25 protein-coding genes are annotated in these 23,755 nt (G+C 73.7%); 16 read left to right on the top strand and 9 right to left on the bottom strand.

Annotation, left to right across the window (positions count from 1 at the left end; genetic code table 11):
- The first annotated feature begins 18 nt into the window (after positions 1–18).
- Both AB0D32_RS08205 and AB0D32_RS08210 read left to right on the top strand, forming a co-directional pair.
- Positions 19–654 (top strand): helix-turn-helix domain-containing protein, encoded by a 636-nt coding sequence (locus AB0D32_RS08205; protein ID WP_357086374.1) that lies wholly within the window; start codon positions 19–21, stop codon positions 652–654.
- Positions 655–729: 75 nt separating this feature from the next.
- Entirely contained in the window at positions 730–1,572 is an 843-nt protein-coding gene (locus AB0D32_RS08210; protein ID WP_357086376.1) for a hypothetical protein, read from the top strand.
- 56 nt (positions 1,573–1,628) lie between these two features.
- Here AB0D32_RS08210 and AB0D32_RS08215 read toward each other — a convergent pair whose 3' ends face one another.
- Together AB0D32_RS08215 and AB0D32_RS08220 are read right to left on the bottom strand one after the other, a co-directional pair.
- Positions 1,629–2,579, bottom strand: a complete 951-nt coding sequence (locus AB0D32_RS08215; RefSeq protein ID WP_357086378.1) for a TIGR03557 family F420-dependent LLM class oxidoreductase — start codon at positions 2,577–2,579, stop codon at positions 1,629–1,631.
- 96 nt (positions 2,580–2,675) lie between these two features.
- Positions 2,676–2,798 (bottom strand): hypothetical protein, encoded by a 123-nt coding sequence (locus AB0D32_RS08220; protein ID WP_255474757.1) that lies wholly within the window; start codon positions 2,796–2,798, stop codon positions 2,676–2,678.
- 180 nt (positions 2,799–2,978) lie between these two features.
- Here AB0D32_RS08220 and AB0D32_RS08225 point away from each other — a divergent pair, with 180 nt between their 5' ends.
- Positions 2,979–4,475 (top strand): glycoside hydrolase family 3 N-terminal domain-containing protein, encoded by a 1,497-nt coding sequence (locus AB0D32_RS08225; RefSeq protein ID WP_357086381.1) that lies wholly within the window; start codon positions 2,979–2,981, stop codon positions 4,473–4,475.
- Positions 4,476–4,495: 20 nt separating this feature from the next.
- Here the strand turns inward: AB0D32_RS08225 and AB0D32_RS08230 are convergent, their stop codons facing one another.
- Both AB0D32_RS08230 and AB0D32_RS08235 read right to left on the bottom strand, forming a co-directional pair.
- Positions 4,496–4,783, bottom strand: coding sequence for a GNAT family N-acetyltransferase (locus tag AB0D32_RS08230; RefSeq protein WP_357086383.1), 288 nt, complete (start codon positions 4,781–4,783; stop codon positions 4,496–4,498).
- Positions 4,780–6,006, bottom strand: a complete 1,227-nt coding sequence (locus tag AB0D32_RS08235; RefSeq protein WP_357086385.1) for a cysteine desulfurase-like protein — start codon at positions 6,004–6,006, stop codon at positions 4,780–4,782. The genes AB0D32_RS08230 and AB0D32_RS08235 overlap by 4 nt, the downstream gene beginning before the upstream one ends.
- 90 nt (positions 6,007–6,096) lie before the next feature.
- On the opposite strand from AB0D32_RS08235, the gene AB0D32_RS08240 reads away from it, so the two are divergent.
- From AB0D32_RS08240 to AB0D32_RS08270, 7 genes are all read left to right on the top strand, one after another.
- Positions 6,097–6,462 carry a hypothetical protein gene (locus AB0D32_RS08240; protein WP_357086387.1) on the top strand — a complete coding sequence of 122 codons (366 nt, stop codon included), beginning with the start codon at positions 6,097–6,099 and terminating at the stop codon, positions 6,460–6,462.
- Positions 6,463–6,523: 61 nt separating this feature from the next.
- Positions 6,524–7,345, top strand: a complete 822-nt coding sequence (locus AB0D32_RS08245; protein ID WP_357086389.1) for a DUF1206 domain-containing protein — start codon at positions 6,524–6,526, stop codon at positions 7,343–7,345.
- 83 nt (positions 7,346–7,428) lie between these two features.
- Entirely contained in the window at positions 7,429–8,625 is a 1,197-nt protein-coding gene (locus AB0D32_RS08250; protein WP_357086391.1) for a mechanosensitive ion channel domain-containing protein, read from the top strand.
- A 524-nt stretch (positions 8,626–9,149) separates the two neighbouring features.
- On the top strand, positions 9,150–9,584 hold the full coding sequence (locus AB0D32_RS08255; RefSeq protein ID WP_357086393.1) for a phage holin family protein: 435 nt from the start codon (positions 9,150–9,152) through the stop codon (positions 9,582–9,584).
- Positions 9,581–9,931 carry a DUF3618 domain-containing protein gene (locus tag AB0D32_RS08260; RefSeq protein WP_357086395.1) on the top strand — a complete coding sequence of 117 codons (351 nt, stop codon included), beginning with the start codon at positions 9,581–9,583 and terminating at the stop codon, positions 9,929–9,931. Before AB0D32_RS08255 ends, AB0D32_RS08260 begins: the two co-directional genes overlap by 4 nt.
- Positions 9,928–10,200 (top strand): DUF4235 domain-containing protein, encoded by a 273-nt coding sequence (locus AB0D32_RS08265; RefSeq protein WP_357086397.1) that lies wholly within the window; start codon positions 9,928–9,930, stop codon positions 10,198–10,200. Before AB0D32_RS08260 ends, AB0D32_RS08265 begins: the two co-directional genes overlap by 4 nt.
- Positions 10,201–10,489: 289 nt before the next feature.
- Positions 10,490–10,693 carry a cold-shock protein gene (locus AB0D32_RS08270; RefSeq protein ID WP_350922632.1) on the top strand — a complete coding sequence of 68 codons (204 nt, stop codon included), beginning with the start codon at positions 10,490–10,492 and terminating at the stop codon, positions 10,691–10,693.
- A 169-nt stretch (positions 10,694–10,862) separates the two neighbouring features.
- Here the strand turns inward: AB0D32_RS08270 and AB0D32_RS08275 are convergent, their stop codons facing one another.
- Positions 10,863–11,057, bottom strand: a complete 195-nt coding sequence (locus AB0D32_RS08275) for a hypothetical protein (protein WP_357086400.1) — start codon at positions 11,055–11,057, stop codon at positions 10,863–10,865.
- 141 nt (positions 11,058–11,198) lie between these two features.
- Between AB0D32_RS08275 and AB0D32_RS08280 the strand changes: the two genes are divergently transcribed.
- On the top strand, positions 11,199–11,996 hold the full coding sequence (locus tag AB0D32_RS08280; RefSeq protein WP_357086402.1) for a trans-aconitate 2-methyltransferase: 798 nt from the start codon (positions 11,199–11,201) through the stop codon (positions 11,994–11,996).
- Positions 11,993–13,018: an adenosine deaminase gene (locus AB0D32_RS08285; protein WP_357086404.1), complete on the top strand. Its 1,026-nt coding sequence runs from the start codon at positions 11,993–11,995 to the stop codon at positions 13,016–13,018. Before AB0D32_RS08280 ends, AB0D32_RS08285 begins: the two co-directional genes overlap by 4 nt.
- Before the next feature lie 317 nt (positions 13,019–13,335).
- Here AB0D32_RS08285 and AB0D32_RS08290 read toward each other — a convergent pair whose 3' ends face one another.
- The gene (locus AB0D32_RS08290; protein WP_357086406.1) at positions 13,336–14,724 is read right to left on the bottom strand and encodes a HAMP domain-containing sensor histidine kinase; all 1,389 of its coding nucleotides are present in this window, start codon (positions 14,722–14,724) and stop codon (positions 13,336–13,338) included.
- A 29-nt stretch (positions 14,725–14,753) separates the two neighbouring features.
- A complete protein-coding gene (locus AB0D32_RS08295) occupies positions 14,754–15,443 on the bottom strand; it encodes a response regulator transcription factor (RefSeq protein ID WP_357086408.1) in 690 nt (229 codons plus the stop codon).
- 73 nt (positions 15,444–15,516) lie between these two features.
- On the opposite strand from AB0D32_RS08295, the gene AB0D32_RS08300 reads away from it, so the two are divergent.
- Together AB0D32_RS08300 and thrS are read left to right on the top strand one after the other, a co-directional pair.
- Positions 15,517–16,437, top strand: a complete 921-nt coding sequence (locus tag AB0D32_RS08300; protein ID WP_357086410.1) for an ADP-ribosylglycohydrolase family protein — start codon at positions 15,517–15,519, stop codon at positions 16,435–16,437.
- A gap of 205 nt (positions 16,438–16,642) precedes the next feature.
- Positions 16,643–18,643, top strand: coding sequence for a threonine--tRNA ligase (gene thrS, locus AB0D32_RS08305; protein WP_357086412.1), 2,001 nt, complete (start codon positions 16,643–16,645; stop codon positions 18,641–18,643).
- A gap of 64 nt (positions 18,644–18,707) precedes the next feature.
- Here the strand turns inward: thrS and AB0D32_RS08310 are convergent, their stop codons facing one another.
- On the bottom strand, positions 18,708–19,445 hold the full coding sequence (locus tag AB0D32_RS08310; protein WP_357086414.1) for a D-Ala-D-Ala carboxypeptidase family metallohydrolase: 738 nt from the start codon (positions 19,443–19,445) through the stop codon (positions 18,708–18,710).
- 222 nt (positions 19,446–19,667) lie between these two features.
- Between AB0D32_RS08310 and AB0D32_RS08315 the strand changes: the two genes are divergently transcribed.
- Entirely contained in the window at positions 19,668–20,180 is a 513-nt protein-coding gene (locus AB0D32_RS08315) for an HIT domain-containing protein (protein WP_357086561.1), read from the top strand.
- Between the two features lie 119 nt (positions 20,181–20,299).
- Positions 20,300–21,358: an aldo/keto reductase gene (locus tag AB0D32_RS08320; RefSeq protein WP_357086416.1), complete on the top strand. Its 1,059-nt coding sequence runs from the start codon at positions 20,300–20,302 to the stop codon at positions 21,356–21,358.
- Between the two features lie 43 nt (positions 21,359–21,401).
- Here AB0D32_RS08320 and AB0D32_RS08325 read toward each other — a convergent pair whose 3' ends face one another.
- A complete protein-coding gene (locus AB0D32_RS08325; RefSeq protein WP_357086418.1) occupies positions 21,402–23,564 on the bottom strand; it encodes an elongation factor G-like protein EF-G2 in 2,163 nt (720 codons plus the stop codon).
- Positions 23,565–23,755: the final 191 nt, after the last annotated feature.

Below are 23,755 nucleotides of genomic sequence, written 5' to 3' on the forward strand. Positions count from 1 at the left end.
TTCTCTACGATGCGGGTGATGTCACCCAGGAGAGCGGCGGCGCTGCGCGGCGGCGACCAGAGCCTGCGCGACCACCTGATCGCCGCGGCGCGACGGCTCATCGCCGCACGGGGCACCGGTGGGTTGACCGTCCGCGACATCGCCCGGGAGGCCGGTGTCGCCGACGGCGTGCTCTACAACCACTTCGCCGACAAGGAGGAGTTGCTCGCGTACGCGCTGCACGCCCACGTCGGCTCGGCCGCGGCGGGTGGCGGGCCGCTGCCGGAGGCGGGCACCGCCACGGTGGAGGCCAACCTGCGCACCCATCTCACCCGCGCGCTCGCCCTGCACGCGGCGATCCTGCCGGCCCTCACCGGCCTGCTGCACCAGCCCCGGGTCCTCGCCCGCTTCGCCGAGCTGGCCCCGTCGACGGCGGACGGCTCGTCGGTGCGCTCCACGCTGGTCGACTACCTGCGGGCCGAGCAGCAGCTCGGACGGGTCGCCCCGGATGCCCGGGTGGACGCCGTCGCCGCGCTGGTCGTCGGGGTCTGCCACGACCTGGTGCTCAGCCGCCTGCTCGACCCGGCCGGCCAGCTGCCGCCCGAGTTCTCCGAGCAGGCTGTCGACGACCTGGCCGACACCCTGTTGCGCGGCATCGCCCCGACCGCCGGCTGACCCACACCCGGCCACGGATGCCGGCCCCCGACGCTCGGGACGGCGTGACTGGACGGCGCGGGCCATCCTGTGACCATGCATCCCATCGTCCCCGGGCCGACCGCCCCCACCCGGGCGTCGCGTGTCACAGCCATCGGCGTTCCCCGGCTGCTCGTCGCCGCGGCTTTGGCGATCGCGGTGGCCTGGACAGCCACGGTCACCACGTGGGATTTACCCGGCTTCTGGGCTGGCCTGCTGCTGCACTCGGTGCCGTTCGGGCTGGCACTGCTGGCTTTCTGCCTGGCGGCGCTGGCCGCGCGGCACCCGTGGCAGCGGCCGACCGAGCTGACACTGACGAACGGGCCCCGGCTTCGGGTGCCGCCGGTCTCCGGCTTCGGCTGGTTCGTCGCCGGGCAGGTGCTGGTGATGACGAGCGCCACCGTCCCGGTGGCGGACTTCGACTGGCTGGACGACCCCGACGCCCCGTCGGCCCCGCTCCGGTACGCGTTGGTGCTGCCGCCGGCCGTCATGGTGGCGGTGGCCGCGCTGCTGATCGGGGCGTTGGTCGCGGCGGTGTTCAGCGGGAGTCCACGGGTCGACCTCACCCCTTTGGGGATCGAGATCCGGGAGCCGTTCGGTCGCCGGACGATCCCCTGGGTGGCGCTGTGCCCCGGCACCCCGGCCCGGCAGTGGGACGGGGACCGGTTGATACTCACCGTGACCCGTCCCGAGTTGGTCGAGCGGCGTGGTCTGCTGCGCGGCTCGCGCACCGCGCCCCGCCTGGCGCTCACCTGGCTCCGGGTGCACCCGTGGTTCCTCACCGACGCGATCCGCTACCACGTCGACCACCCCGACGAGCGCGAAGACGTCGGCACGCCCGTCGGGTATGCGCGACTGCGCCGAACCTTGACCTGCGCCGCGCCGGGGCAGCCCCACTGACGGGGGATGCCCGGGCCTGGGCAGTCCCACTGGCGGGAACATGGGCCCGGCGCTGGTCAACGCACGAGGGGGAGCACCTCGCGCTGGTAGAGGTCGAGCAGGCCCTGCCAGTTCGGGCCGGTGTTGGCCACGTAGACCTCGTCGAAGCCGGCCTTGGCGTACTCGTCGATCTTCGCCAGGTGCGCGTCGGCGTCCCGCCCGCAGACGAAGGCGTCCTTCATCATCTCCGGCCGGACCAGCTCGGCGGCCTGCTCGAAGTGCCGGGGCGAGGGCAGCACCTGGGACAGCTCGCCCGGCACCCCGGCGTTCGGCCAGCGCTCGTACGCGATCCGTACGCCCTCCTCCTCGGTCGGCGCGTACGCCGCCTTGAAGCCGGCCTGGCACGGCTTGTCGCCGCCGCCGCCCTCCCGGAACCGCCGGACCAGTTCGGCGTCGGGGGACGTGTTGACGAAGCCGTCGCCGATCCGGGCCGCCAGGTCGACCGCCTTGGGGCCGAAACCCGAGACGTAGACCGGCGGCGGAGTGTCCGGCAGCGTGTAGATCCGGGCGTGCTCGACGGTGTAGTGCCTGCCGTGGTGGTTGACGAAGCCACCCCGCCACAGCTCGCGCATCACCTCGACGGCCTCCGCCAGCATCTCCAGCCGGACGTCGGTCGGCGGCCAGGCGTCGCCGAGGATGTGCTCGTTGAGCGCCTCGCCGCTGCCCACCCCGAGCACGAACCGGCCGGAGTGCATGACCGCGCTGGTGGCCGCCGCCTGCGCGACGACGGCCGGGTGGATGCGCACTGTCGGGCAGGTGACGGCGGTGGTGACCGGGAGCCGGCAGACCTGGCTGAGCGCACCGATCACCGACCAGACGAAGGGGCTCTGCCCCTGCGCGTCCGTCCACGGGTGGTAGTGGTCGGAGATCCAGAGCGACCCGAACCCGGCCCGCTCCGCACCGCGCGCCTGTTCCAGCAGCTCGGCCGGCGGGTACTCCTCGGTGGACAGAAAGTAGCCGATCCTCATCGTTCCCCCTCGCCGCGTCTGATCGTCCCAACGAGGCAGGCGGTACCCCGGTGGCCGCCGCCGAACCGTCGGCGTCGCGGCGGGGCCGTGACGCGCTCAGCGCCGGAACATCGCGCGGATCGCGGCGAGCAGCAACAGGCCGCCGACCACCAGGCCGAGCAGGCGTACGCCGGGGATGTCGGCCGGGCTCGTGGCGTCGGCCAGCAGCAGGGGATCCATCCCCGAACTGTCCCCAGCTCCGGGCCGGACGGCAACTGTAAGGTTTATTGACTATTCCTTCGTGCGATGTGACCATGGCAGCACCGCCGCCGGTGGCGGGCCGCCCGGGGGCGGAGAAAACGGGGGTACGACGACCGCGATGATCGAGCGACACATCAGCCACCACGCGGGCGGGCCGGCGTGAGCGCCCCCGGCGGAAGCCTGTCGGCCCTGGCCGCCGCCGTCCTGCAACCGGGGTTCGTCGGCGTCACGCCGCCGCCCTGGATCTGCCGCTGGCTCGGCGAGGGCCTCGGCTCGGTGGTGCTCTTCGCCCGCAACGTGGTCACGCCGGAGCAGGTGGCCGCCCTCACCGCCACGCTGCGCGCCGAACGCCCCGACGTCATCGTCGCCATCGACGAGGAAGCCGGCGACGTCACCCGGATCGAGTCGGTCCGGGGCAGCTCCCGGCCCGGCAACTTCGCCCTCGGCGCGGTGGACGACCCGGCGCTGACCGAGGGGGTCGCCCGCGACCTGGGCGCCGACCTCGCCGCGCTGGGGATCACCCTCAACTACGCCCCCGACGCGGACGTCAACTCCAACCCGGCCAACCCGGTGATCGGCGTACGCGCCTTCGGCGCCGAGCCGGCCCTGGTCGCCCGGCACACCGCCGCCTGGGTGCGCGGCCTCCAGGCCGGTGGGGTCGCCGCCTGCGCCAAGCACTTCCCCGGGCACGGCGACACCAGGGTCGACTCGCATCACGACCTGCCCCGGATCACCGCCGACCGGGCCCGCCTCGACGCCGTGGAGCTGGCCCCGTTCCGGGCCGCCGTGGCCGCCGGGGTGCAGGCGGTGATGACCGGCCACCTGCTGGTGCCGGCGCTGGACCCGGAGCTGCCGGCCACCCTCAGCGGGCGGATCCTGGGCGGGCTGCTCCGCGACGAGCTGGGCTTCTCCGGCGTCGTGGTCACCGACGCGGTGGAGATGCGGGCGGTCGCCGACCGGTACGGCTTCGCGGGCGCGGCGGTGCGCGCCCTCGCGGCCGGCGCCGACGCCATCTGCATCGGCGGGGAGCGCGCCGACGAGGACTCGGCGCGACTGCTGCGCGACGCCATCGTCGCCGCGGTCGTCGCCGGCGACCTGCCCGAGGAACGCCTCACCGAGGCGGCCAAGCGGGTGGGGCAGCTCGCCGCCTGGACGGTGGCCGCCCGGGCCGACCGGCCGCTCCGACCCCGCCCCAGCGCCGCCGGCTCGGCCGTCGGGCTGGCTGCCGCCCGCCGGGCGCTGCGGGTCACCACCGCGCCCGCCGGCGTCGGCGCGCTGCCGCTGACCGGTCCCGCGCACGTGGTCGAGTTCGAGCCGCCCCGCAACATCGCGATCGGCCCGGAGACCCCGTGGGGGCTCGCCGCCCCGCTGGTCGACCTGCTCGCCGGCACCAGCACCGTCCGGTACGCCGAGGCCGACGTGCCCGCCGACCCGACCGCCGGGGCAGCCGGCCGGTGCGTGGTGCTGGTGGTGCGCGACCTGCACCGGCACGACTGGATGCGGGCGGCGGTGACCCGCGCGTTGGCCGCCCGCCCGGACGCGGTCGTGGTCGAGCTGGGCGTGCCCGCGCTGGTCACCGGCGCGGTCCACGTCGCCACCCACGGCGCCACCCGGGCCGCCGCCCACGCCGCCGCCGGGCTGCTGACGGGTCGCTGACCGGCCCGGTCGCCCCCGCGCTACGGCTCGGGGGTGACCAGGTCGGCGTACTCGGGGTGGCGGTCGATGAAGGCCGCCATGAACGGGCAGCGCGGCACCACCGTCGTGCCGCGATCGCGGAGCTGGTCGAGGGTGCCCCGGATCAGCGCCGCGCCGACGCCCATGTTCTGGAACCTCGAGTCGACCTCGGTGTGGGTGAAGACCAGCACCTCGCCGTGCGGCAGGTACGCCGTGAACCCGGCCAGCGCGTCGTCGACCAGGATCTCGAAGCGGTGCTTGGCGGGATTGTCCTCGACCAGGGTGCTCACCCGGCCATTCTGCCCCCGCCACCGGCGAGCCGGTCCAGTTCGCCGAGCAACCGGTCCACCTCGTCGGCCGTGTTGTAGTGGTAGAGGCTGGCCCGCACCGCCCCGCCGCTGTCCCGCAGCCCCATCGCCTGGAAGTACTCGTACGCGTAGTAGTCGCCGGCGGAGAGGCAGAAGCCGGCCGCACCCAGCTTCTCCTGGGTCTCCTGCGGGGAGAGCCCCGCCAGCCGGAAGGACACCGTCGGGCAGCGCCGGGCGGGGGAGCCCAGCACCGTGACCCCGGGCAGGGCGGCCAGTCCGGCGAGCAGCCGGTCCAGCAGCGACTCCTCGTACGCCCGCGCGGCCGTCAGCCCGGCGAGCAGCCGCTCGCGCCGGCTCCCGGTGGCCGTCGGGTCCAGCCCGGCCAGGTGGTCCACCGCGGCGGCCACGCCGGCCAGCAGGGGAAAGCTCGGGGTGCCGTACTCGAAGCGCTCCGGCACCGCGTCGGAGGACGGCAGCAGCTTCGCCGGGCGTAGCCGCTCCCAGACGGCCGGGTCGGCCACCATGGCGGCCAGGTGCGGCCCGGACCACTTGTAGGCGCTGGTGACCAGGAAGTCGGCGCCCAGCGCGGCGACGTCGGTGGGGCCGTGCGGCACCGAGTGCACCCCGTCGACGCAGACCAGCGCGCCGGCGGCGTGCGCGGTCGCGGCGATCGCCGCCACGTCCGGGACGGTGCCGGTCGCGTTGCTGCCCGCGGTCACCGCGACCAGGCGGGTCCGCTCGCCGACCAGCTCCGCGTAGCGGGCCGCCGGCAGGTCGGCGGTGTCCCGGTCGAACTCGGCCCAGCGCACCGTCGCGCCGGCCGCCTCCGCGGCCTGCACCCAGGGGCGCACGTTCGCGTCGTGGTCGAGCCGGGAGACCACCACCTCGTCGCCGGGGCGCCACCCGGCACCCAGCGTCCGGGCCAGGGTGTACGTCAGCGCCGTCGCGCTCGGGCCCAGCACCACCCCCTCGGGCCGCGCGCCGAGCAGGTCGGCCACCGCCGAGCGGGCGTCGGCCACCATCTCCAGCGACCGGCGGCCGGGCCCGAAGGCGGCGCTGCGGTTGCCCACCGCCGCGCGCATGGCGGCGGTGACCGCGTCGATCACCGGGGCGGCGGTCTGCGTGCCCCCGGCGCCGTCGAGGTGGACGAAGCCCTCGGCGAGGGCGGGGTAGGCGGCCCGGGTACGGGCGATGTCGAAGGGCATGACCGGGACCCTAACCCCCGCCACCGGCGCCCCACCTCGGCGGATGATCACGTGCTGCCACAGTGGCCGGCGTCTCGTACCCTTGCCCGGGTGACGAATCGACGTGTTGACTTCCCGCTGACCCCCACCCGCCGGGCTGCCGGTCTGCTGGCCGGCCTGGCGCTCGGCGTCGCCGTGCTCGCCGGCTGCAGCTCCGAGGGCGCCAGCACAGACTGCGGTCTGGACGCCTGCACGGTCACCTTCGACCGGGGCGTGGAGGCCAGCACCACCATTCTCGGGGTCGAGGCCAAGCTGGTCGGCGCGCAGGGCGACCAGGTGACCGTCGAGGTCGCCGGCGAGAAGTTGTCGCTGACGACGGGCCAGCAGGCCACCGAGGTCGGCGGCCTCGCGGTGACGCTGGACAGCGTCACCGACCAGGAGGTCAAGATCCGGGTGTCGAGGAACCCGGGGAACTGAGTCCGCCCGGGGTGGCGGTGGCCGACGTTTGGAAATCTTCGTATTCGGTGATTGTGGCGCCATGTCACTCACCCGGAACGCCGAAGCCACCGCCTCCCGCACGGCGAACAGCAGGTGGCTCGAACTGTTGGCCCGAGTCGGTTTCATCGGCTACGGCATCGTGCACCTCCTCTTCGCCTGGTTGGCGTTGCAGATCGCGTTCGGCAAGCCCGCCGACGACGGCGACCAGTCCGGCGCGCTGCGCACCCTCGCCGCCCAGCCCCTGGGCAAGTTCCTCGTCATCACGATCGCGGTCGGCCTGCTCGCCATGGCGATCTGGCAGGCGCTGGAGGCGGCCGTCGGGCACCGCGCCGAGCGCGGCAAGGAGCGCGTCTGGGAGCGGCTCGCCTCGGCGGGGCGGACCCTGGTCTACCTCTACTTCGCCTGGACGGCCTTCAAGGTCTTCCGGGACGCCGGCTCCAACAGCGCCGACCAGCAGGAGGCACTGACCGGTAAGGCGATGGAGACCTCCGGCGGTCGCTGGCTGGTCGGCCTGGTCGGGCTCGGCCTCGCCGCGATCGGCGTCGGCCTGGTGATCTACGGGATCATCAAGCGCTTCGAGAAGCACCTCAGGACCGGCGAGATGAGCCCGAAGACGCGCCAGCTCACCCGCCGCCTGGGCATCGCCGGCTACGTCTCCAAGGGCGTCGCGTACGGCATCTCCGGCCTGCTGGTCATCCTGGCCGCCGTCAACTACGACCCGGAGAAGGCCCGCGGCCTGGACGCGGCGCTGCGCACCCTGCGCGAGCAGTCGTACGGTCAGTTGCTGCTCACCCTGGTGGCGCTCGGTATCGCCGCCTTCGGTCTCTTCTGCTTCCTCCAGTCCCGGTATCGCAAGGTCTGAAACCTGGTCGATTTCGGTGATGCCGGGCACCATTGGGCCTTTGTCCGAAGCAGGTGCCCGGCGCAAGGAGGAGGAAACAACCCGTGCAGAGCTACCTCGGGACGATCGTCGCCACGCTCGCCGCGGCGGCGATCGCCCTGTTCGCGGTCGAGGTCACGCACCGCGTGGTCCGGCGGGTCGGCCGGCGCTCGCTGCTGTTGACCGAACTCACCGACCACGCGCACCGGTCGATCCAGGTCGCCGCCACCGTCCTCGCCGTCCAGTTCGGCGTGCGCTTCAGCACCGGCTACGCGGTCGGCGAGCAGTGGCGGCAGGTGCTGCTGCACCTGCTGGTGCTCGGTGTGATCGCCAGCGTCGCCTGGCTGGTCGCCTCGCTGCTCGTCGTGGCGGAGGACACCGCACTGGCCCGGTTCCGGGTGGACGTGCCGGACAACCGGCACGCGCGGCGGGTGCGGACCCAGGTGGTCATGCTGCGCCGGTTGACGATCGCGGTGATCGTCGTATTGGCGCTCGGCGTGATGCTGATGACCTTCCCGGCCGTACGCGGCATCGGCGCCGGCGTGCTGACCAGTGCCGGTGTGGCCGGTGTGGTCGCCGCGCTGGCCGCGCAGAGCCTGCTGGGCAACGTGTTCGCCGGCCTCCAGCTCGCCTTCAGCGACGCGGTCCGCCTCGACGACGTGGTGGTGGTCGAGGGGGAGTGGGGCCGGATCGAGGAGCTGACCCTCAGCTACGTGGTCGTGCAGATCTGGGACGACCGGCGGCTGATCCTGCCCACCTCGTACTTCACCACCAAGCCGTTCCAGAACTGGACCCGGACCGAGGCGGCGGTGCTGGGCACCGCCGAGTTCGACGTCGACTGGGCGATCCCGGTGCAGGCCATGCGGGAGGAGTTGCGGCGGCTGGTGGAGAGCACCGACCTGTGGGACGGCCGGGTCTGCGTGCTCCAGGTGACCGACGCGACCGGCGGGACGGTCAAGGTGCGTGCCCTGGTCAGCGCCGCCGACGCCGGCAGCCTCTTCGACCTGCGCTGCCTGGTCCGCGAACACCTGGTCTCCTGGATCCGGGACCACCAGCCGACCGCCATGCCCCGGATGCGTACCGAGATCGGCGACGCCGAGAGCAGCCTCGCGTGGCAGCGGGTACGACCCCGCCGGCCGGTCCGTCGCCTCACCGACGTCGAGGTGCCCGACGACGCCCGGCTCTTCGGTGGCAGCGACGACGGCGACGCCCGCAGCGAGGCTTTCGTCGGCCCCGACGAACCCGCCGACTCCCGCCGCTGACCCTCTCCCACCCGCCCCCCTCCCTCCCTCCCCCCTCCCTCCCGCCCCCTCCCTTCCTCCCGCCCCCTCCCCACCCCTCCCTCCCCTCCCTCCCTCCGCGCCTGCCCGAACCCTCATCAGCCCGCGATCTTGCAGTTAGTGCCCCCGGGTTGCCCGGAGCACCCGGATTGTCCGGGCGCAAACTGCAAGATCGCGCACAGGGGGGCGTGGCGCGCGGGCTCGCGGGCGCGGGTGGGGCGGGGGTGGGGCAGGGCGGGGTGGGGCAGGGCGGGGGCGTGACTCTTTGGGGGTGGGGGCGGTTGGAGGGGGGCGGGGTGTGTTTTCGGGGTGGGTGAGGGGAGTGGGTGGGGCGGGAAGTTTGACCGGGCGTTTCGTGGGGACGTGCTGCGCGACGCTTCTGCACCTTCTTCCGTGCCGTCCGGCGGCTCGGGGGACTCGGCGGTCCGGTGCACCGGCCGCCGCGCGAAGGATTGACGGGCGGCGACTCCGGGCATACAGCGCGGTGATGATGAAAGGAGGACAGCATGGCTGACGTGGCGAACGCCCGCACATCCCGTAACGGGAGCGAGCCGTCCACCGCCGAACTGGTGCAGCGGGCCACGGAGCAGGTCTCCCGCCTGGTCCGTGACGAACTGGCCCTGGCCCGGGCGGAGCTGACCCAGAAGGGCAAGCACGCCGGGATCGGCCTCGGCCTCTTCGGCGGTGGCGGGGCGCTGGCGTTCTACGGCCTGGGTGCCCTGATCGCCACCGCGATCCTGCTGCTCGCACTGGTGCTTCCCGCCTGGGCGGCGGCCCTGATCGTGGCGGTGGTGCTCTTCGCGGTGGCCGGCGTCCTCGCCCTGGTGGGCAAGAAGCAGGTCAGCCGGGCGGTCCCGCCGGTGCCGGCGGCTGCGGTGCGCAGCGTCCGGGCGGACGTGGACACGGTCGCCGCCGCCGTGAAGGACAGGGGGCGGGCATGACGACGGGCAACGGCCGGGGCAGTGGCGACACCGAGGCGCTGCGGGAGGAGATCCGGCGGACCCGGGTCGAGTTGGGCGAGACGATGGAGGCGTTGGCGGCCAAGGCCGACGTCAAGGCGCGGCTGAGGTCCTCCGCCGACCAGGCGAAGGAGCGGATGCGGGAGCAGGCCGCGCAGACCGTGGCCCTGGTGCGCGGGCAGGCGGCGCAGAAGGCACAGCTCGCGCGGGGGCAGGCGCAGGAGAAGGGCGCGGTGGTACGGCGTAACCCGGCGCCGTTCGTCGCCCTCGCGGCCGGGGCGGTGGCCGCAGTGGTCGTGCTGATGATCGTTCGGGGGAGGCAGCGGTGAGCAGGGGTATCGGGAAGGCCGCGTACAAGCCGGTCGGCGTGTTGATGGGCATCGCCGCCGGTACGATCGCGGGCGCGATCTTCCGGCAGGTGTGGAAGGCGACGGCGGGCGACGGCGACGCGCCGAGCGCGACCGACGAGGACCGCGGCTGGGGCGAGATCCTGGCGGCGGCGGCGTTGCAGGGCGCCATTTTCGCGGTCGTCCGGGCCGCCGTCGACCGGGGTGGCGCGGTGGGCGTACGCCGGATCACCGGAAGCTGGCCGGACTGACCGGATGACGACAGAAGGCCCCCGCACCGTGGCGACGGTGTGGGGGCCTTTCGCCTGGCGGTAAGGGCCCACCCAGCGGATCTTCGGCGTCCGTCAGGTCACATGTCGGAGAATTTCGTCCGGTAGGCTGTGCAGAGTTTTCGCTACGTGGTTTGCTGTTCCACGCTGTTGAGAGATGGCGTGGGTTGAGATAAGTCTCCTTCGTGGGGGCCGCCTCAGGCACCGCTGCTCGAAAACGGCCAATCGGCCGCACGGCGTGCTCGGCCGCCAGTTTTAGAAGGAGATAGACATGGCGCAGGGAACCGTGAAGTGGTTCAACGCAGACAAGGGCTTCGGCTTCATCACCGTCGACGGCGGGGGTGCTGACGTGTTCGTCCACTTCTCGGCCATCCAGACCAGCGGCTACCGCACGCTGGAGGAGAACCAGCGGGTGGAGTTCGAGATCGCCCAGGGTCAGAAGGGTCCGCAGGCCGAGCAGGTCCGCCCCGTCTGAGCAGTGCCGGTCGGCAGTCGCCGGCCAGTTGCTGTGGTCCGGCGCCCGGATCACAGCGAAGCCCCGTATCCCGTCCGGGATGCGGGGCTTTCCGCGTACGGGGGGCCGGCAGGAGTGGCGTGCGGTGGGCCGGGGCGGGGTGGCGACGCCGAGCGAGGGCCGGGCGCGTTCAGCGGCGCCTGCGGGTCCGCAGGCCGGACCAGAGCACGACCAGCCCGACCAGGGCGACGAGGGGCCCGAGCGCGGCCCAGATCCGTTGGTCGGTCATCACGCTCCCCTCGACGTAGCCGAGGCCCTGCACCGTCCACAGCGCACCGGCGACCACGGCGAGCAGGCCGAGGGCGAGCGGCAGCCAGCCCTTCATCGCGATTCCCCTCCGTCGGTCTTCGTGCCGGCCGCCCGACTCACCACCTGCTGCATGGCACTGAGCCTAGTGATCGGCTTGTCCGGTCCTGCGACGGGCCGTATCTTGCAACAAGACGGACGTACGGTTTGGGAGGCAGTGATGTGGGATCCGACGACGTACCTGCGCTACGGCGACGAGCGCTCCCGGCCCTTCTACGACCTGCTCGCCCGGGTCCCGGCCGAACGGCCGCGCGCGGTGGTCGACCTCGGCTGCGGACCCGGCAACCTGACCGCCGCCCTCGCCGCGCGCTGGCCGGACAGCCGGGTCGCCGGTCTCGACTCCTCGCCGGAGATGATCGCGGAGGCCACCGCCACCGCCGTCGGAGTCGACTTCGCCGTGGGCGACGTCCGGCACTGGCACCCGGAACCCGACGTGGACGTGGTCGTCAGCAACGCGGTGCTCCAGTGGGTGCCCGGCCACCGGGAGCTGCTCACCCGCTGGGCCCGGGAACTGCCCGCCGGGGCCCGGCTGGCCGTGCAGGTGCCGGGCAACTTCGACGCGCCCTCGCACCGGGCGCTGCGCGAAGTCGCCGGCCGGCCGGCGTGGCGCGCCGACGTCGCGCCGCTGCTGCGTCAGCCTCCCGCCGACGACACCGCCGTCGGCTACGCCGAGCTGCTGACCGGTGCCGGCTGCGCGGTGGACGCCTGGGAGACTACCTACGTGCACCTGCTGCCGGCCCGCGCCGACGCGGACCACCCCGTGCTGAGCTGGCTGGAGGGGACGGCGCTCCGGCCGGTCCGCGCGGCCCTGGACGCCACCGGCTGGTCCGACTTCCGAGCCGAGCTGGGGGTACGCCTCGCCGAGGCGTACCCGGTGCGGCACGGTCAGGTGCCCTTCCCGTTCCGCCGCGTCTTCTTCGTCGCCCGCACCGCCGCCCGCGCAGAGGAGAATCTGTGATCGACCTGCAAACCTTCATCGCCGGACTGCCCAAGGTGGAGCTGCACGTGCACCACGTCGGCTCCGCGTCGCCCCGGATCGTCGCCGAGCTGGCCGCCCGGCACGAGGGCCGCAGCCCCGTACCCGCGGACCCGGCCGCCCTCGCCGACTACTTCGCCTTCCGCGACTTCGCGCACTTCATCGAGGTCTACCTGAGCGTCGTGGACCTCATCCGCGACCAGGAGGACGTCTGGCTCCTCACCCACGAGGTCGCGCGGGAGCTGGCCCGCCAGCAGGTCCGCTACGCCGAACTGACCGTCACGCCCTACTCGCACGTGCACCGGGGGATCCCCGCGCCCGCGTTCTGCGAGGCGATCGAGGACGCCCGCAAGCGGGCCGAGGCGGACTTCGGCATCGAGCTGCGCTGGTGCTTCGACATCCCCGGCGAGGCCGGCCTCGCGGCGGCCGAGGAGACGCTGCGGATCTCGCTGGAGGAGCGCCCGGACGGGCTGATCAGCTTCGGCCTCGGCGGCCCGGAGATCGGGGTGCCCCGGCCGCAGTTCAAGCCGTACTTCGACCGGGCTCGGGCCGCCGGGCTGCGCTCCGTGCCGCACGCCGGCGAGACCACCGGCCCGCAGACGGTCTGGGACGCGCTGCGCGACCTGGGCGCGGAGCGGATCGGCCACGGGATCTCCGCCGCGCGGGATCCCGAACTGCTGGCGTATCTGGCCGAGCACCGGATCGGCCTGGAGGTCTGCCCGACCTCCAACGTGCGCACCCGGGCGGTCGCCAGCATCGAGGAGCACCCGCTGCGGCAACTGGTCGAGGCCGGCCTGCTGGTGACCATCAACTCCGACGACCCGCCGATGTTCGGCACCACCCTCAACGACGAGTACGCCGTCGCTGCCCGGCTGCTCGACGCGGGCCCGGACGGACTGGCCGCGCTGGCCCGCGACGCGGTGACGGCTTCGTTCCTGGAGCCGGCGGCCAAGCAGCGGATCACCGCCGAGATCGACGCCCACCTGGCCACCGCGGCCCGCTGAGCGGATGGTGGGGCGGCGCGCGGCGGGAGCAGGTGTGGGGGGACCATTTCTCCCGCCGCGCGCCAGGCTCCACCGGCCGGGTGAAGCCCCGAGGCATCGGCCGGTGGAACTGATGGGTTCGCATTCGATCCTGTCAGCGCCGGAGCCGTCCGGCGCCGTGGTTAACCTCGATCTAAGGAAGACTTGCGCTGCCCCACAACCGGTCGTACGGTCGGGCAGGCCGTCACGGCCGGACCGGCCGCAGCGGGGAGCCCTCTGTCCGGCAGCGCGTCAGGTGGGGGCGCCAGGGCGGCGACCGGGAGGTTTCCGGTCGCCGGTCAGCCGTCGGCGGGCCGCTGGCGGGACCAGCGCCGGCTGGCGGTCTTCTGCTCCCGGGCCATCCGGCCGACCAGACCGAACCGGCTGACCTGCCGGGGCGTGGCCTCCGGGTCGGCGAGCAGCATCACCACGCTCGCCCCGCCCAGCCGGGCCCGGTCGATGCTCACCGAGCCGTTGGCCTGCAACGCCACCCGCTTGGCGATGTCCAGCCCCAGCCCGGTGGAGCCCTGGTCGCTGGCGCCCCGACGCAGCGCCCGGTCCGGGTTGGCGATTCCCGGGCCGGCGTCGTCGATCCGAATGGCCACGTACCCGTCGCGGCGGGAGACCGCCACCTCGAACGCGGTGCCCTGCGGGGTGTAGCGGAAGACGTTGCCGATCACCGCGTCCAGCGCGGCGGCCAGCTCGGCCCGGGGCACCGGCGCCGGGATGCGCAGCTGGGCGCCGCTGACGCGGTGCGGGCGGTTCTGGTCGCCGGCCAGCGCGGCCCAGAACACCATCCGGTCCCGGACCACCTCGCTGACGTCGCACATCGCCGGCCCCGCCTCGTGCGCGACCGTCTTGCGGGTGGTCTTGATCAGCACGTCGATCTCGCCCTCGAGGGTGACGATCGCCTGCCGGATCCGCCGGATGCCGCGCCGCCGGTCCAGCTCCGCCTCGCTGAACGAGCCCACGCTGGTGTCGTCGGACTCCAGCGCCTCCGCGTCCAGCCGCAGCACGGTCAGCGGGGTACGCAGCCGGTGCGACAGGTCGGCGACCAGCTCCCGTTCGTCGGTGCGGGCCGCGTCCAGTCGGTCCGCCATCCGGTTGAAGGCGTGCCCGGCCTCGGCGAGTTCCCGTGGGCCGCTCGGGTCGACGCGTACGCCCTGGTCGCCGTCGCCGATCGCGAGCGCCGCCCGGACCAGGCCCCGGGCCGAGTCGACCGCGCGGGCGGCGACCCGGTCGACCACCAGCACCGCCGCGCCCACCAGCGCGGCGGCGACTCCGAGCAGCAGCGGCCACCGGCTGCCGCCGCCCAGCGCCGAGGCGGGCACGAAGACCTCGACCACGGCCGTCCGGTCGCCGAGCACCACCGGGTCGAGCCGGAGCACACCGCCCTCGACGTCGACGACCACCGAGCGCCGCTCGGCTCGCGCCCGCTCCAGGCTTCCGGCGTCGGCCCGGGCCGACGACTCGTCCACCCCCAGGCCGTGCACGACCGGCCGGGTGGCCGGATCGTCGCCGCTGGCCGCCACGGCACGCTGGACCACGGCGGGATCGGTGCTGACGGCGAGCGCGCCGGTCACCAGCGCGCTGCGCCGGGCGGCGTCCGCGATCGCCTCCTCGCGTGCCCGGTCCCCGAGGCCGACGGCGAGCGGGACGAGGAACGCGAGCGCGACCAGGGCACACATGCCGGCCGTGAGCAGGGCCAGCGACCACCTCAGTCCGGCGCCACCAGCCGGAAGCCGACCCCCCGCACGGTGCGCAGGTAGCGCGGCTTCGCCGCGGACTCGCCCATTTTGCGGCGTAGCCAGTACAGGTGAACGTCGATGGTCTGGTCCTCGCCGACCGATGGCTGGCGCCATACCTCCTCCAGAAGCTCCCGGCGGGACACTACCCGGCCCGGTCGCGCGGCGAGATAGGCCAGCAGGTCGAATTCCTTGCGGGTCAGCGCCAGCGGCTCGCCGTCGAGGATGGCGCTGCGCTCCCCGACGTCCACCCGCAGCCCGCCGACGCTGTGCACCGCCGGTTGCACCGCCCGGCTGGCCCGGCCGACCCGGCGCAGCACGGTGGTGATCCGCGCGTCGAGGTGCGCGCCGGTGAACGGCTTGACCATGTAGTCGTCGGCGCCGGCGCGCAGCAGCCGGACCACGGACTGCTCGTCGTCGCGGGCGGTGGCGATGATGATCGGCACGTCGGTGATGCCGCGCAGCATCCGCAGCGCGTCCGAGCCGTCGAGGTCGGGCAGCCCGAGGTCGAGCACCACGAGGTCGGGGGTCTCGGCGGCCACCCGGCGCAGCGCGTCCAGCGCGGTGCCGACGGCGTGCACGGCGTGCCCCCGGTCGGCGAGGGATCGCAGCATCGCGCCGCGTACGACGTGGTCGTCTTCGACCAGGAGGACGGTGGCCACAGCAAGACCGTACCCGCGGTGGCAAGTTGATCGCGTTGCGGCGCACGCGGTAACAGGGCAAGCTGGCACAACGATGTCCTTCACGCTCTTTCCCGACACCCGCCTCGCGCTCGCCCGGGACTCGCTCGCCGGCCTGTCGGTCGGCGACGCGCTCGGCTCGCAGTTCTTCGTTCCCGGCCGGCACCCGGCCGACCTGGCCGCCGGGAGGCTGCCACCACCGCCGTGGCAGTGGACCGACGACACCGAGATGGCCTGCTCGGTGGTCGCCGCGCTCGCCGACAGCGGCCGGATCGACCGGGACGACCTCGCCGCGGCCTTCGCCGAGCGCTGCGAGCCCTACCGGGGGTACGGGCCGGAGGCCGTGACCATCCTGCGGCTGATCCGCACGGGCACGCCGTGGCCGGTGGCGGCGGCCTCGGCGTTCGACGGCCAGGGTTCCTGCGGCAACGGCGCGGCGATGCGGGTCGGCCCGCTGGGCGCGTGGTTCGCCGACTCCACCGCGCGGGCGGCGGCGCAGGCCCGCGCCTCGGCCGAGGTGACCCACGCGCACCCGGAGGGCATCGCCGGTGCGGTGGCGGTGGCGGTGGCCGCGTCGCTGGCCGCCCGTGCCCGGCTGGACGGCCACCGGCCCGCCCCGGACCGGCTGCTGGCCGGCGTGACCGCCGCGCTGGACCCGGCCAGCGAGGTGCACCGGGGCGTACGCCGGGCGGCCGGCCTGCTCGACCGGTCGGTTCCGGAGGTCGCCGACGTGCTCGGCAACGGCTCCCGGGTCACCGCCCAGGACACCGTCGCCTTCACCTGCTGGGTGGCCGCCGTGCATCTGGACGACTACCCGGCGGCGGTTCGCGCCTGCGTCGAGGCCGGCGGGGACGTCGACACCACCGCCGCGATCGCCGGGGCGGTGGTGGCCGCGTACACCGGGGTCGGCACCCCGGGCGGGGTGCCGACGGAGTGGCTGGCCGCCCGGGAGCCCCTGCCGGACTGGGCCGGTTGAGCCGGGCCACCGGCATGGCGGTTGGGAAGGGCACCTTCCTGTGCACCAGGCGTTAGGAAGGTGCCCTTCCTTTCCGCGGCCCCGGCTCTGGCGTTCCACGCGGCGCGGGGCGGAGGCGTCGGCGACCGTCCCGACGGAGGCGACCGATAGCATCGCAGGAGCCGAACGTTCGGCGTCATCCGTACCGTCTGCTGGAGGAGTCACCGTGTCCGCACCCCGTAACCCCGCCGTGGCCGACCCCGTCGTCGTCGCCGCCGGGACCACGGCGGCCGACGCGGTGACCGCGGCCGGTCTGCCCGCGTCCGGCCCGAAGGCGATCGTGGTGGTCCGCGACCCGCAGGGCCAGTTGCGCGACCTGGACTGGACGCCGCAGGCCGACACCGAGGTCGAGCCGGTCAGCCTCGACTCGCCGGACGGGCTCGACGTGCTGCGGCACTCCTGCGCGCACGTGCTCGCCCAGGCCGTGCAGGACGTCTTCCCGGAGGCCCGCCTCGGCATCGGCCCGCCCATCCAGAACGGCTTCTACTACGACTTCGCGGTCGACAAGCCGTTCCAGCCGGACGACCTCGGCAAGCTCGAGAAGCGGATGCAGGAGATCATCAAGTCCGGCCAGCGGTTCCGCCGCCGCCGCTTCGACAGCCTGGACGAGGCGAAGGCCGAGCTGGCCGCCGAGCCGTTCAAGCTGGAGCTGATCGACGTCAAGGGCGAGGGGCTGGACACCTCCGAGGTGATGGAGGTGGGCGGCGGCGAGCTGACCATCTACGACAACCTCGCCGCGAAGGAAGACAAGGTCTGCTGGTCGGACCTGTGCCGGGGCCCGCACCTGCCGAACACCCGGCTCATCGGTGCGTTCAAGCTGATGCGCTCGGCGGCCGCGTACTGGCGTGGGTCGGAGAAGAACCCGCAGCTCCAGCGGGTGTACGGCACCGCCTGGCCGACCCGGGACGAGCTGAAGGCGTACCTGAAGCTGCTGGAGGAGGCCGCCCGGCGCGACCACCGCAAGCTCGGCGTGGATCTGGACCTGTTCAGCTTCCCCGACGAGCTGGGTTCGGGGCTGGCGGTCTTCCACCCCAAGGGCGGCATCATCCGTCGCGAGATGGAGAACTACTCGCGGATCAAGCACGAGCAGGCCGGCTACGCGTTCGTCAACACGCCGCACATCACCAAGGGCCACCTGTACGAGGTTTCCGGGCACCTCGACTGGTACGCCGACGGGATGTTCCCGCCCATGGAGGTGGAGGGCGCGAACTACTACCTCAAGCCGATGAACTGCCCGATGCACGACCTGATCTTCCGGTCCCGGGGGCGGTCCTACCGTGAGCTGCCGCTGCGGATGTTCGAGTTCGGCACGGTCTACCGGTACGAGAAGTCCGGCGTGGTGCACGGCCTGACCCGGGTGCGCGGCATGACCCAGGACGACGCCCACATCTTCTGCACCGAGGAGCAGATGGCGGGCGAGCTGAAGTCGCTGCTCGTCTTCGTGCTCGAACTGCTGCGCGACTACGGCCTGGACGACTTCTACCTGGAGCTGTCCACGCGTAACCCGGAGAAGTCGGTCGGCACCGACGAGAACTGGGAACGGGCCACCGAGGCGCTGCGGTCCGCCGCCGAGGAGTCCGGCCTGGACCTGGTGCCCGACCCGGGCGGCGCGGCCTTCTACGGCCCGAAGATCTCCGTGCAGGCCAAGGACGCGATCGGCCGGACCTGGCAGATGTCCACCATCCAGGTCGACTTCAACCTGCCGGAGCGGTTCGGCCTGGAGTACCAGGCCGCCGACGGCACCCGGCAGCGGCCCGTGATGATCCACCGGGCGCTATTCGGCTCGATCGAGCGCTTCTTCGGGGTGCTGACCGAGCACTACGCGGGCGCTTTCCCGGCCTGGCTGGCGCCGGTGCAGGTGGTCGGCATCCCGATCCGCGAGGATCACACCGACTACCTGCACGGCTTCGTCGCCGCGCTGCGTGCCGAGGGCATCCGCGCCCAGGTCGACGCGGGCGACGACCGGATGCAGAAGAAGATCCGCACCGCCCAGCAGCAGAAGATCCCGTTCATGGTGATCGCCGGCGACGACGACCTGGCCGCCGGCACGGTCTCGTTCCGCTACCGGGACGGCTCCCAGCGCAATGGGGTGCCGGTCGCCGACGCGGTGACTCACGTGCTCGACGTGGTCGGCTCCCGGACCAACGTCGGCCCGTCCGCCGCCTGACCCGCGACGCACCGAAGGCCCCCCGCCGCGCGGCGGGGGGCCTTCGTCGACGAGTCGTCGGGCGTCAGATGCCGCAGGACGGCGCGGACCAGCCGCCGACCGCCCCGACGTGGGTGTGGTCGTTGTGGCCCGGGTAGCCGGGGCCGAGGATGTTGCCGAAGCCGTGGTAGCGGGCCTGCTGGGCGAGCCGGCAGAACGAGGGCGACCCGACCAGGTCGACGCCGTCGCCGTAGAGGTGCCGGCTGTTGGAGGCGCCGCCGACCGCGCTGTTGCAGGAGTAGCTGCGGAAGCCGCTGCTGATGTTGATCGACACGCTGCCGAGGGCCTTCCGCATGGCCTGGAGCTTCCACATCGACACGAGGGCGTTGAACCGGGCGGTGCTCGCGGAGACCGCGCCACCGGCCCAGGTGCTGTTGCACCGGTTCAGCTCCGCGTAGGTGAAGTTGACCGGCGTGCAGTCGTTGTCCTGCAACGCGTAGAGCTGGTTGAAGGTCTGCGGGCCGGCCGCGCCGTCCGCGCTCAGCCCGTACGCCTGCTGGAAGCGGATGAGGGCGGAGCGGGTGGCCGGGCCGAACGCCCCGTCGAGGGCGAGCACCCCGCCGTATCCCGGGTAGCCGGCGAGACGGATCTGGAGCTGCCGGACGTCCTCGCCCGCCGCCCCCTGCGTCAGGACGCGTCCCCAGGTGTAGCAGCCGTCGGCCTGTGCCGCGCTGCTGGTCGCCACCACCCCGACGAGGGAGGTGGTCGCGGCGAGCGTGAGGGCGGCGAGGGCCCGACCGATCCGGCGGAATGTGGTTCTCACGGTGACTCCAATCGACGGGCGGCGATGCGTGTGGCTAGATTCTTCATTTGTGTTCATCACTTCGTCAAGAACCTTCGCCCCCTATCCGTCCCCCAGAACGCGGCCCGGCCCGCCCGGAGCGTCGGTGTCGGGCGGAGGCCGGCGTACGGTGTCGGGGGCGCCGGCCGCCGGGAACGTAGGATCGGTGGCGTGACTGGGGTGGAACGGCACATGGACAGCGGCATGGCCGACGGCCTGGAGCGGCTCTGGACACCGCACCGGATGACCTACGTCTCCGGGGAGGACCGGCCCGAGGGTGGCTACGAGCGGCCCGCCGGCTGCCCGTTCTGCCGGGCGCCGGGGCTGCCGCCCGAGGAGAGCCTGGTGGTGGCCAGGGGCGAGCACGTCTTCGCGGTGCTCAACCTCTACCCCTACAACCCGGGGCACCTGCTCGTCTGCCCCTACCGCCACGTGGCCGACTACACGGAACTGGACCTGGCCGAGACCACCGAACTGGCGGCGTTCACCCAGACCGCCATGCGGGTCGTACGCAAGGTCAGCAACGCACACGGGTTCAACCTGGGCATGAACCAGGGCGGCGTGGCCGGCGCGGGGATCGCCGCGCACCTGCACCAGCACGTGGTGCCCCGCTGGGGCGGCGACGCCAACTTCATGCCCGTGATCGGGCGGACGAAGGTCCTGCCGCAACTGCTCACCGACACCCGCGACCTGTTCACCCGGGCCTGGCCGACCTGACCGACCCGCGCGCCGCGCGTACCCCCGCTCCCGCCCGGGGTCGACCGGCGGCGGGCACGTCGCCGCATTGCCGAACTTTCCCACCCCCGGGCCGGGGCACGAGGTGACACGATCTGGCGATGGCAGTGACGACGCGGACGTTGGGCCGCAGCGGCATCGAGGTCAGCGCCCTCGGCATGGGGTGCTGGGCGATCGGTGGACCCTGGGCCGAGGGCACCCAGCCGTTGGGCTGGGGCGCCGTCGACGACGACGAGTCGATCCGCGCCATCCGGCACGCCCTCGACCTCGGGGTGACGCTCTTCGACACCGCCGACACGTACGGGGCCGGGCACGGGGAACGGGTGCTCGGCCGGGCCCTCGCCGGCCGGCGCGACGAGGCCGTGATCGCCACCAAGTGGGGCTACACCTTCGACGAGGCCACCCGCCAGGCCACCGGTGCGGACGCCTCGCCGGCGTACCTGCGGCAGGCCGTCGCGCACTCGCTGCGCCGGCTGGACACCGACCGGATCGACCTCTACCAACTGCACCTCGCCGACCTGCCGGTGCCCCGGGCCGAGGCGCTCGTCGGCACCCTGGAGGACCTGGTCGCCGAGGGGCTGATCCGGGCGTACGGCTGGAGCACCGACCGCCCCGACCGGGCCGCCGCGTTCGGCCGGGGCGCCCGGCACGCCACCGCCGTGCAGCACACGCTGTCGGTGCTCCGCGACGCCCCCGAACTGCTCGCCGCCTGCGACAAGTACGACCTGGCCAGCATCAACCGGGGACCGCTGGGGATGGGGCTGCTCTCCGGCAAGTACACGGCCGGCTCCACACTGCCCCGCGACGACGTGCGGGGGGTCGCCCCCGGCTGGATGGAGTGGTTCCGGGGCGGCCGGCCGGCGCCGGAGTGGCTGCGCCGCGTCGCCGCCGTACGGTCGGCGTTGACCGCCGACGGACGCACCCTCGCCCAGGGCGCGCTCGGCTGGCTCTGGGCGCGCAGCGACCGCACCGTCCCGATTCCCGGCTGCCGCACGGTGGCCCAGGTGGCGGAGAACGCCGGCACCCTGCACCGCGGCCCGCTGCCGGCCGACCAGTTCGCCGAGGTGGAACGCCAGTTGGCCGCGCTGCGCTCAGCGGCCCTGCGCGACGCCGACCGCCCCCACCGGCCGAGCCCGATGCTCCCCGGCGCCCGCCCCTGACCCCGCCCCGCCGGGCGTCGGCCAGGGGTGCGGGGGCCAGTGGTCAGGGGTGGGTGGGGTGCTCCTTGCGGATCTGGTCGGCCAGGTGGGTGGGCATCGGGTCGTAGCGGACGAAGTGGCGGCGGAAGGTGCCGGTGCCCGACGTCATCGAGCGCAGCTCGACCGCGTAGCGGAGCAACTCCGTGGCGGGCACCTCGGCGCGCACCAGGGTGCGTCCCTCGGCCTCCGGGTCGGCCTCGGTGCCGAGCACCCGGCCCCGCCGGCCGGACAGGTCGCCCATCACCGCGCCCACCGAGGAGTCGGACACCCGGACCACCACCTCGTCGACCGGCTCCAGCAGCGCCGGCTGGCCCTTCTCGGCGGCGTCCCGCAGCGCCAGCGCGCCGGCGGTCTGGAAGGCCGCGTCGGAGGAGTCGACACTGTGCGCCTTGCCGTCGACGAGGGTCACCCGCAGGTCGACCACCGGGTGGCCGGCGACCAGGCCCCGCTCCATCTGGGCGCGTACGCCCTTCTCCACGGAGGGGATGTAGTTGTGCGGCACCGCTCCGCCGACCACCCGGTCGAGAAACTCGAATCCGGCGCCGGGCGGCAACGGCTCGACCTCGATGTCGCAGACGGCGTACTGACCGTGGCCGCCGGACTGCTTGACGTGCCGGCCGTGCCCCTTCGCGGGGACGGTCAGCGTCTCGCGCAGCGCGACCCGCACCGGCTCGGTGTCCAGCTCCACCCCGCCGGCGCGCAGGCGCTCCAGCACCACGTCGGCGTGCGCCTCACCCATGCACCAGAGCACGAGCTGGTGGGTCTCCGGGTTGCGTTCCAGCCGCATCGTCGGGTCGCCGGCGACCAGGCGGGCGAGGTTACGCGCGAGGGCGTCCTCGTCGGCGCGGCTGCGGGCCGCGACGGCCACCGGCAGCAGCGGCTCGGGCATCTCCCAGGGGGCGATCAGCAGCGGGTCGTCCTTGGCGGAGATGGTGTCGCCGGTCTCCGCGCTGCCCGACTTGGTGATCGCGCAGATGTCGCCGGCCACGCAGGCACCCACCTCGCGCAGGCTCGCGCCCAGCGGCGTGTAGATGTGGCCGACCCGCTCGTCGGCGTCGTGGTCGGGGTGGCCCCGCTCGGCCATCCCGTGCCCGGAGACGTGCACGGTCTGCTCGGGGCGCAGCGTGCCGGAGAAGACGCGGACCAGGGAGACCCGCCCGACGTGCCGGTCGACGGTCGTCTTGACCACCTCGGCGACCAGCGGGCCGTCGGGGTCGCAGGTCAGCGGCGGGCGGGGGGAGCCGTCCACCCCGGCGACCGCGGGCAGCTCGTGCTCCAGCGGCGACGGGAAGCCGGCGGTGAGGACCTCCAGCAGCGCGTCCAGGCCCACGCCGGTCCCGGCGCAGACCGGCACCACCGGGTAGAAGTGGCCGCGGGCGACCGCCTTCTCCAGGTCGTCGACGAGCACGTCGCTGCCGATCTCCTCGCCGTCGAGGTACCGGTCCATCAGCGACTCGTCCTCGCTCTCGGCGATGATCCCCTCGATCAGCTCGTTGCGGGACTCGGCGATGGCGGGCAGGTGCTCCGGGTCCGGCTCGCGTACCTGCGCCGGCAGGCCGGCGGTGTAGTCGAAGACCCGGCGGGTGATCAGGCCGAGCAGGCCGGCGGTGGACACCCCGTCGTCGCCGAGCATCGGCAGGTAGAGCGGCATCACGTTGTCGCCGAAGACCCGCTGGCACAGCGCCACCGCCTCGTCGAAGTCGGCGCGCGGGTGGTCCAGCCGGGCCACGGCGACCGCCCGGGGCATGTCCACCGCCGCGCACTCCTCCCACAGGGCGGCGGTGGCGGCGTCCATCCCGTCGACGGCGGAGACCACGAACAGCGCCGCGTCGGCGGCCCGCAGCCCCGCCCGCAGCTCACCCACGAAGTCGGCGTAGCCGGGGGTGTCGAGCAGGTTGACCTTGATCCCGTCGTGCAGCAGCGGCGCACAGGCCAGACTCACCGAGCGCTGCTGGCGTACGGCTGCCGGGTCGTGGTCGCAGACGGTGGTGCCGCTGGCGACGTCCCCGGCCCGGCCGATCGTGCCGCTCGCCGCGAGCAGCGCCTCGACCAGGGTCGTCTTGCCCGCCCCGGAGTGCCCGACGAGCACCACGTTGCGGATCCTGTCGGGCTCGGTCACCACCGGCGCGCCGCCGGCGGCCCCCTTCTCCTGACTCCTCTGCGCCATGGGGCGCACCTCCCTCAGCCGTGGTTGGTGGCGACCGCCGCGCGCGACGGGGAAGCGGCCCGGGCGGGTTCCGCGGCGACATCCTCCGGTGCTGTGCCGGGTCGCGGGTAATCAACGGGCGGGTGGGTGAGCTGGCTCACGTCCCTGCCCCGATCTCACACCCGATCCGGGGCCGGCACAAGACTCCACTG

Source organism: Micromonospora sp. NPDC048170, assembly GCF_040652795.1.
Classification (GTDB): Bacteria; Actinomycetota; Actinomycetes; order Mycobacteriales; family Micromonosporaceae; genus Micromonospora.

Bases quoted from the DNA above. Each gene is read 5' to 3' on its own strand.
- AB0D32_RS08205 (WP_357086374.1), top strand. From the start codon at position 19: ATGTCACCCAGGAGAGCGGCGGCGCTGCGCGGCGGCGACCAGAGCCTG.
- AB0D32_RS08210 (WP_357086376.1), top strand. From the start codon at position 730: ATGCATCCCATCGTCCCCGGGCCGACCGCCCCCACCCGGGCGTCGCGT.
- AB0D32_RS08215 (WP_357086378.1), bottom strand. From the start codon at position 2,579: ATGAGGATCGGCTACTTTCTGTCCACCGAGGAGTACCCGCCGGCCGAG.
- AB0D32_RS08220 (WP_255474757.1), bottom strand. From the start codon at position 2,798: ATGGATCCCCTGCTGCTGGCCGACGCCACGAGCCCGGCCGACATCCCC.
- AB0D32_RS08235 (WP_357086385.1), bottom strand. From the start codon at position 6,006: ATGCCCTTCGACATCGCCCGTACCCGGGCCGCCTACCCCGCCCTCGCC.
- AB0D32_RS08245 (WP_357086389.1), top strand. From the start codon at position 6,524: ATGTCACTCACCCGGAACGCCGAAGCCACCGCCTCCCGCACGGCGAAC.
- AB0D32_RS08255 (WP_357086393.1), top strand. From the start codon at position 9,150: ATGGCTGACGTGGCGAACGCCCGCACATCCCGTAACGGGAGCGAGCCG.
- AB0D32_RS08260 (WP_357086395.1), top strand. From the start codon at position 9,581: ATGACGACGGGCAACGGCCGGGGCAGTGGCGACACCGAGGCGCTGCGG.
- AB0D32_RS08270 (WP_350922632.1), top strand. From the start codon at position 10,490: ATGGCGCAGGGAACCGTGAAGTGGTTCAACGCAGACAAGGGCTTCGGC.
- AB0D32_RS08275 (WP_357086400.1), bottom strand. From the start codon at position 11,057: ATGAAGGGCTGGCTGCCGCTCGCCCTCGGCCTGCTCGCCGTGGTCGCC.
- AB0D32_RS08280 (WP_357086402.1), top strand. From the start codon at position 11,199: ATGTGGGATCCGACGACGTACCTGCGCTACGGCGACGAGCGCTCCCGG.
- AB0D32_RS08290 (WP_357086406.1), bottom strand. From the start codon at position 14,724: ATGTGTGCCCTGGTCGCGCTCGCGTTCCTCGTCCCGCTCGCCGTCGGC.
- AB0D32_RS08300 (WP_357086410.1), top strand. From the start codon at position 15,517: ATGTCCTTCACGCTCTTTCCCGACACCCGCCTCGCGCTCGCCCGGGAC.
- AB0D32_RS08315 (WP_357086561.1), top strand. From the start codon at position 19,668: ATGGCCGACGGCCTGGAGCGGCTCTGGACACCGCACCGGATGACCTAC.
- AB0D32_RS08320 (WP_357086416.1), top strand. From the start codon at position 20,300: ATGGCAGTGACGACGCGGACGTTGGGCCGCAGCGGCATCGAGGTCAGC.
- AB0D32_RS08325 (WP_357086418.1), bottom strand. From the start codon at position 23,564: ATGGCGCAGAGGAGTCAGGAGAAGGGGGCCGCCGGCGGCGCGCCGGTG.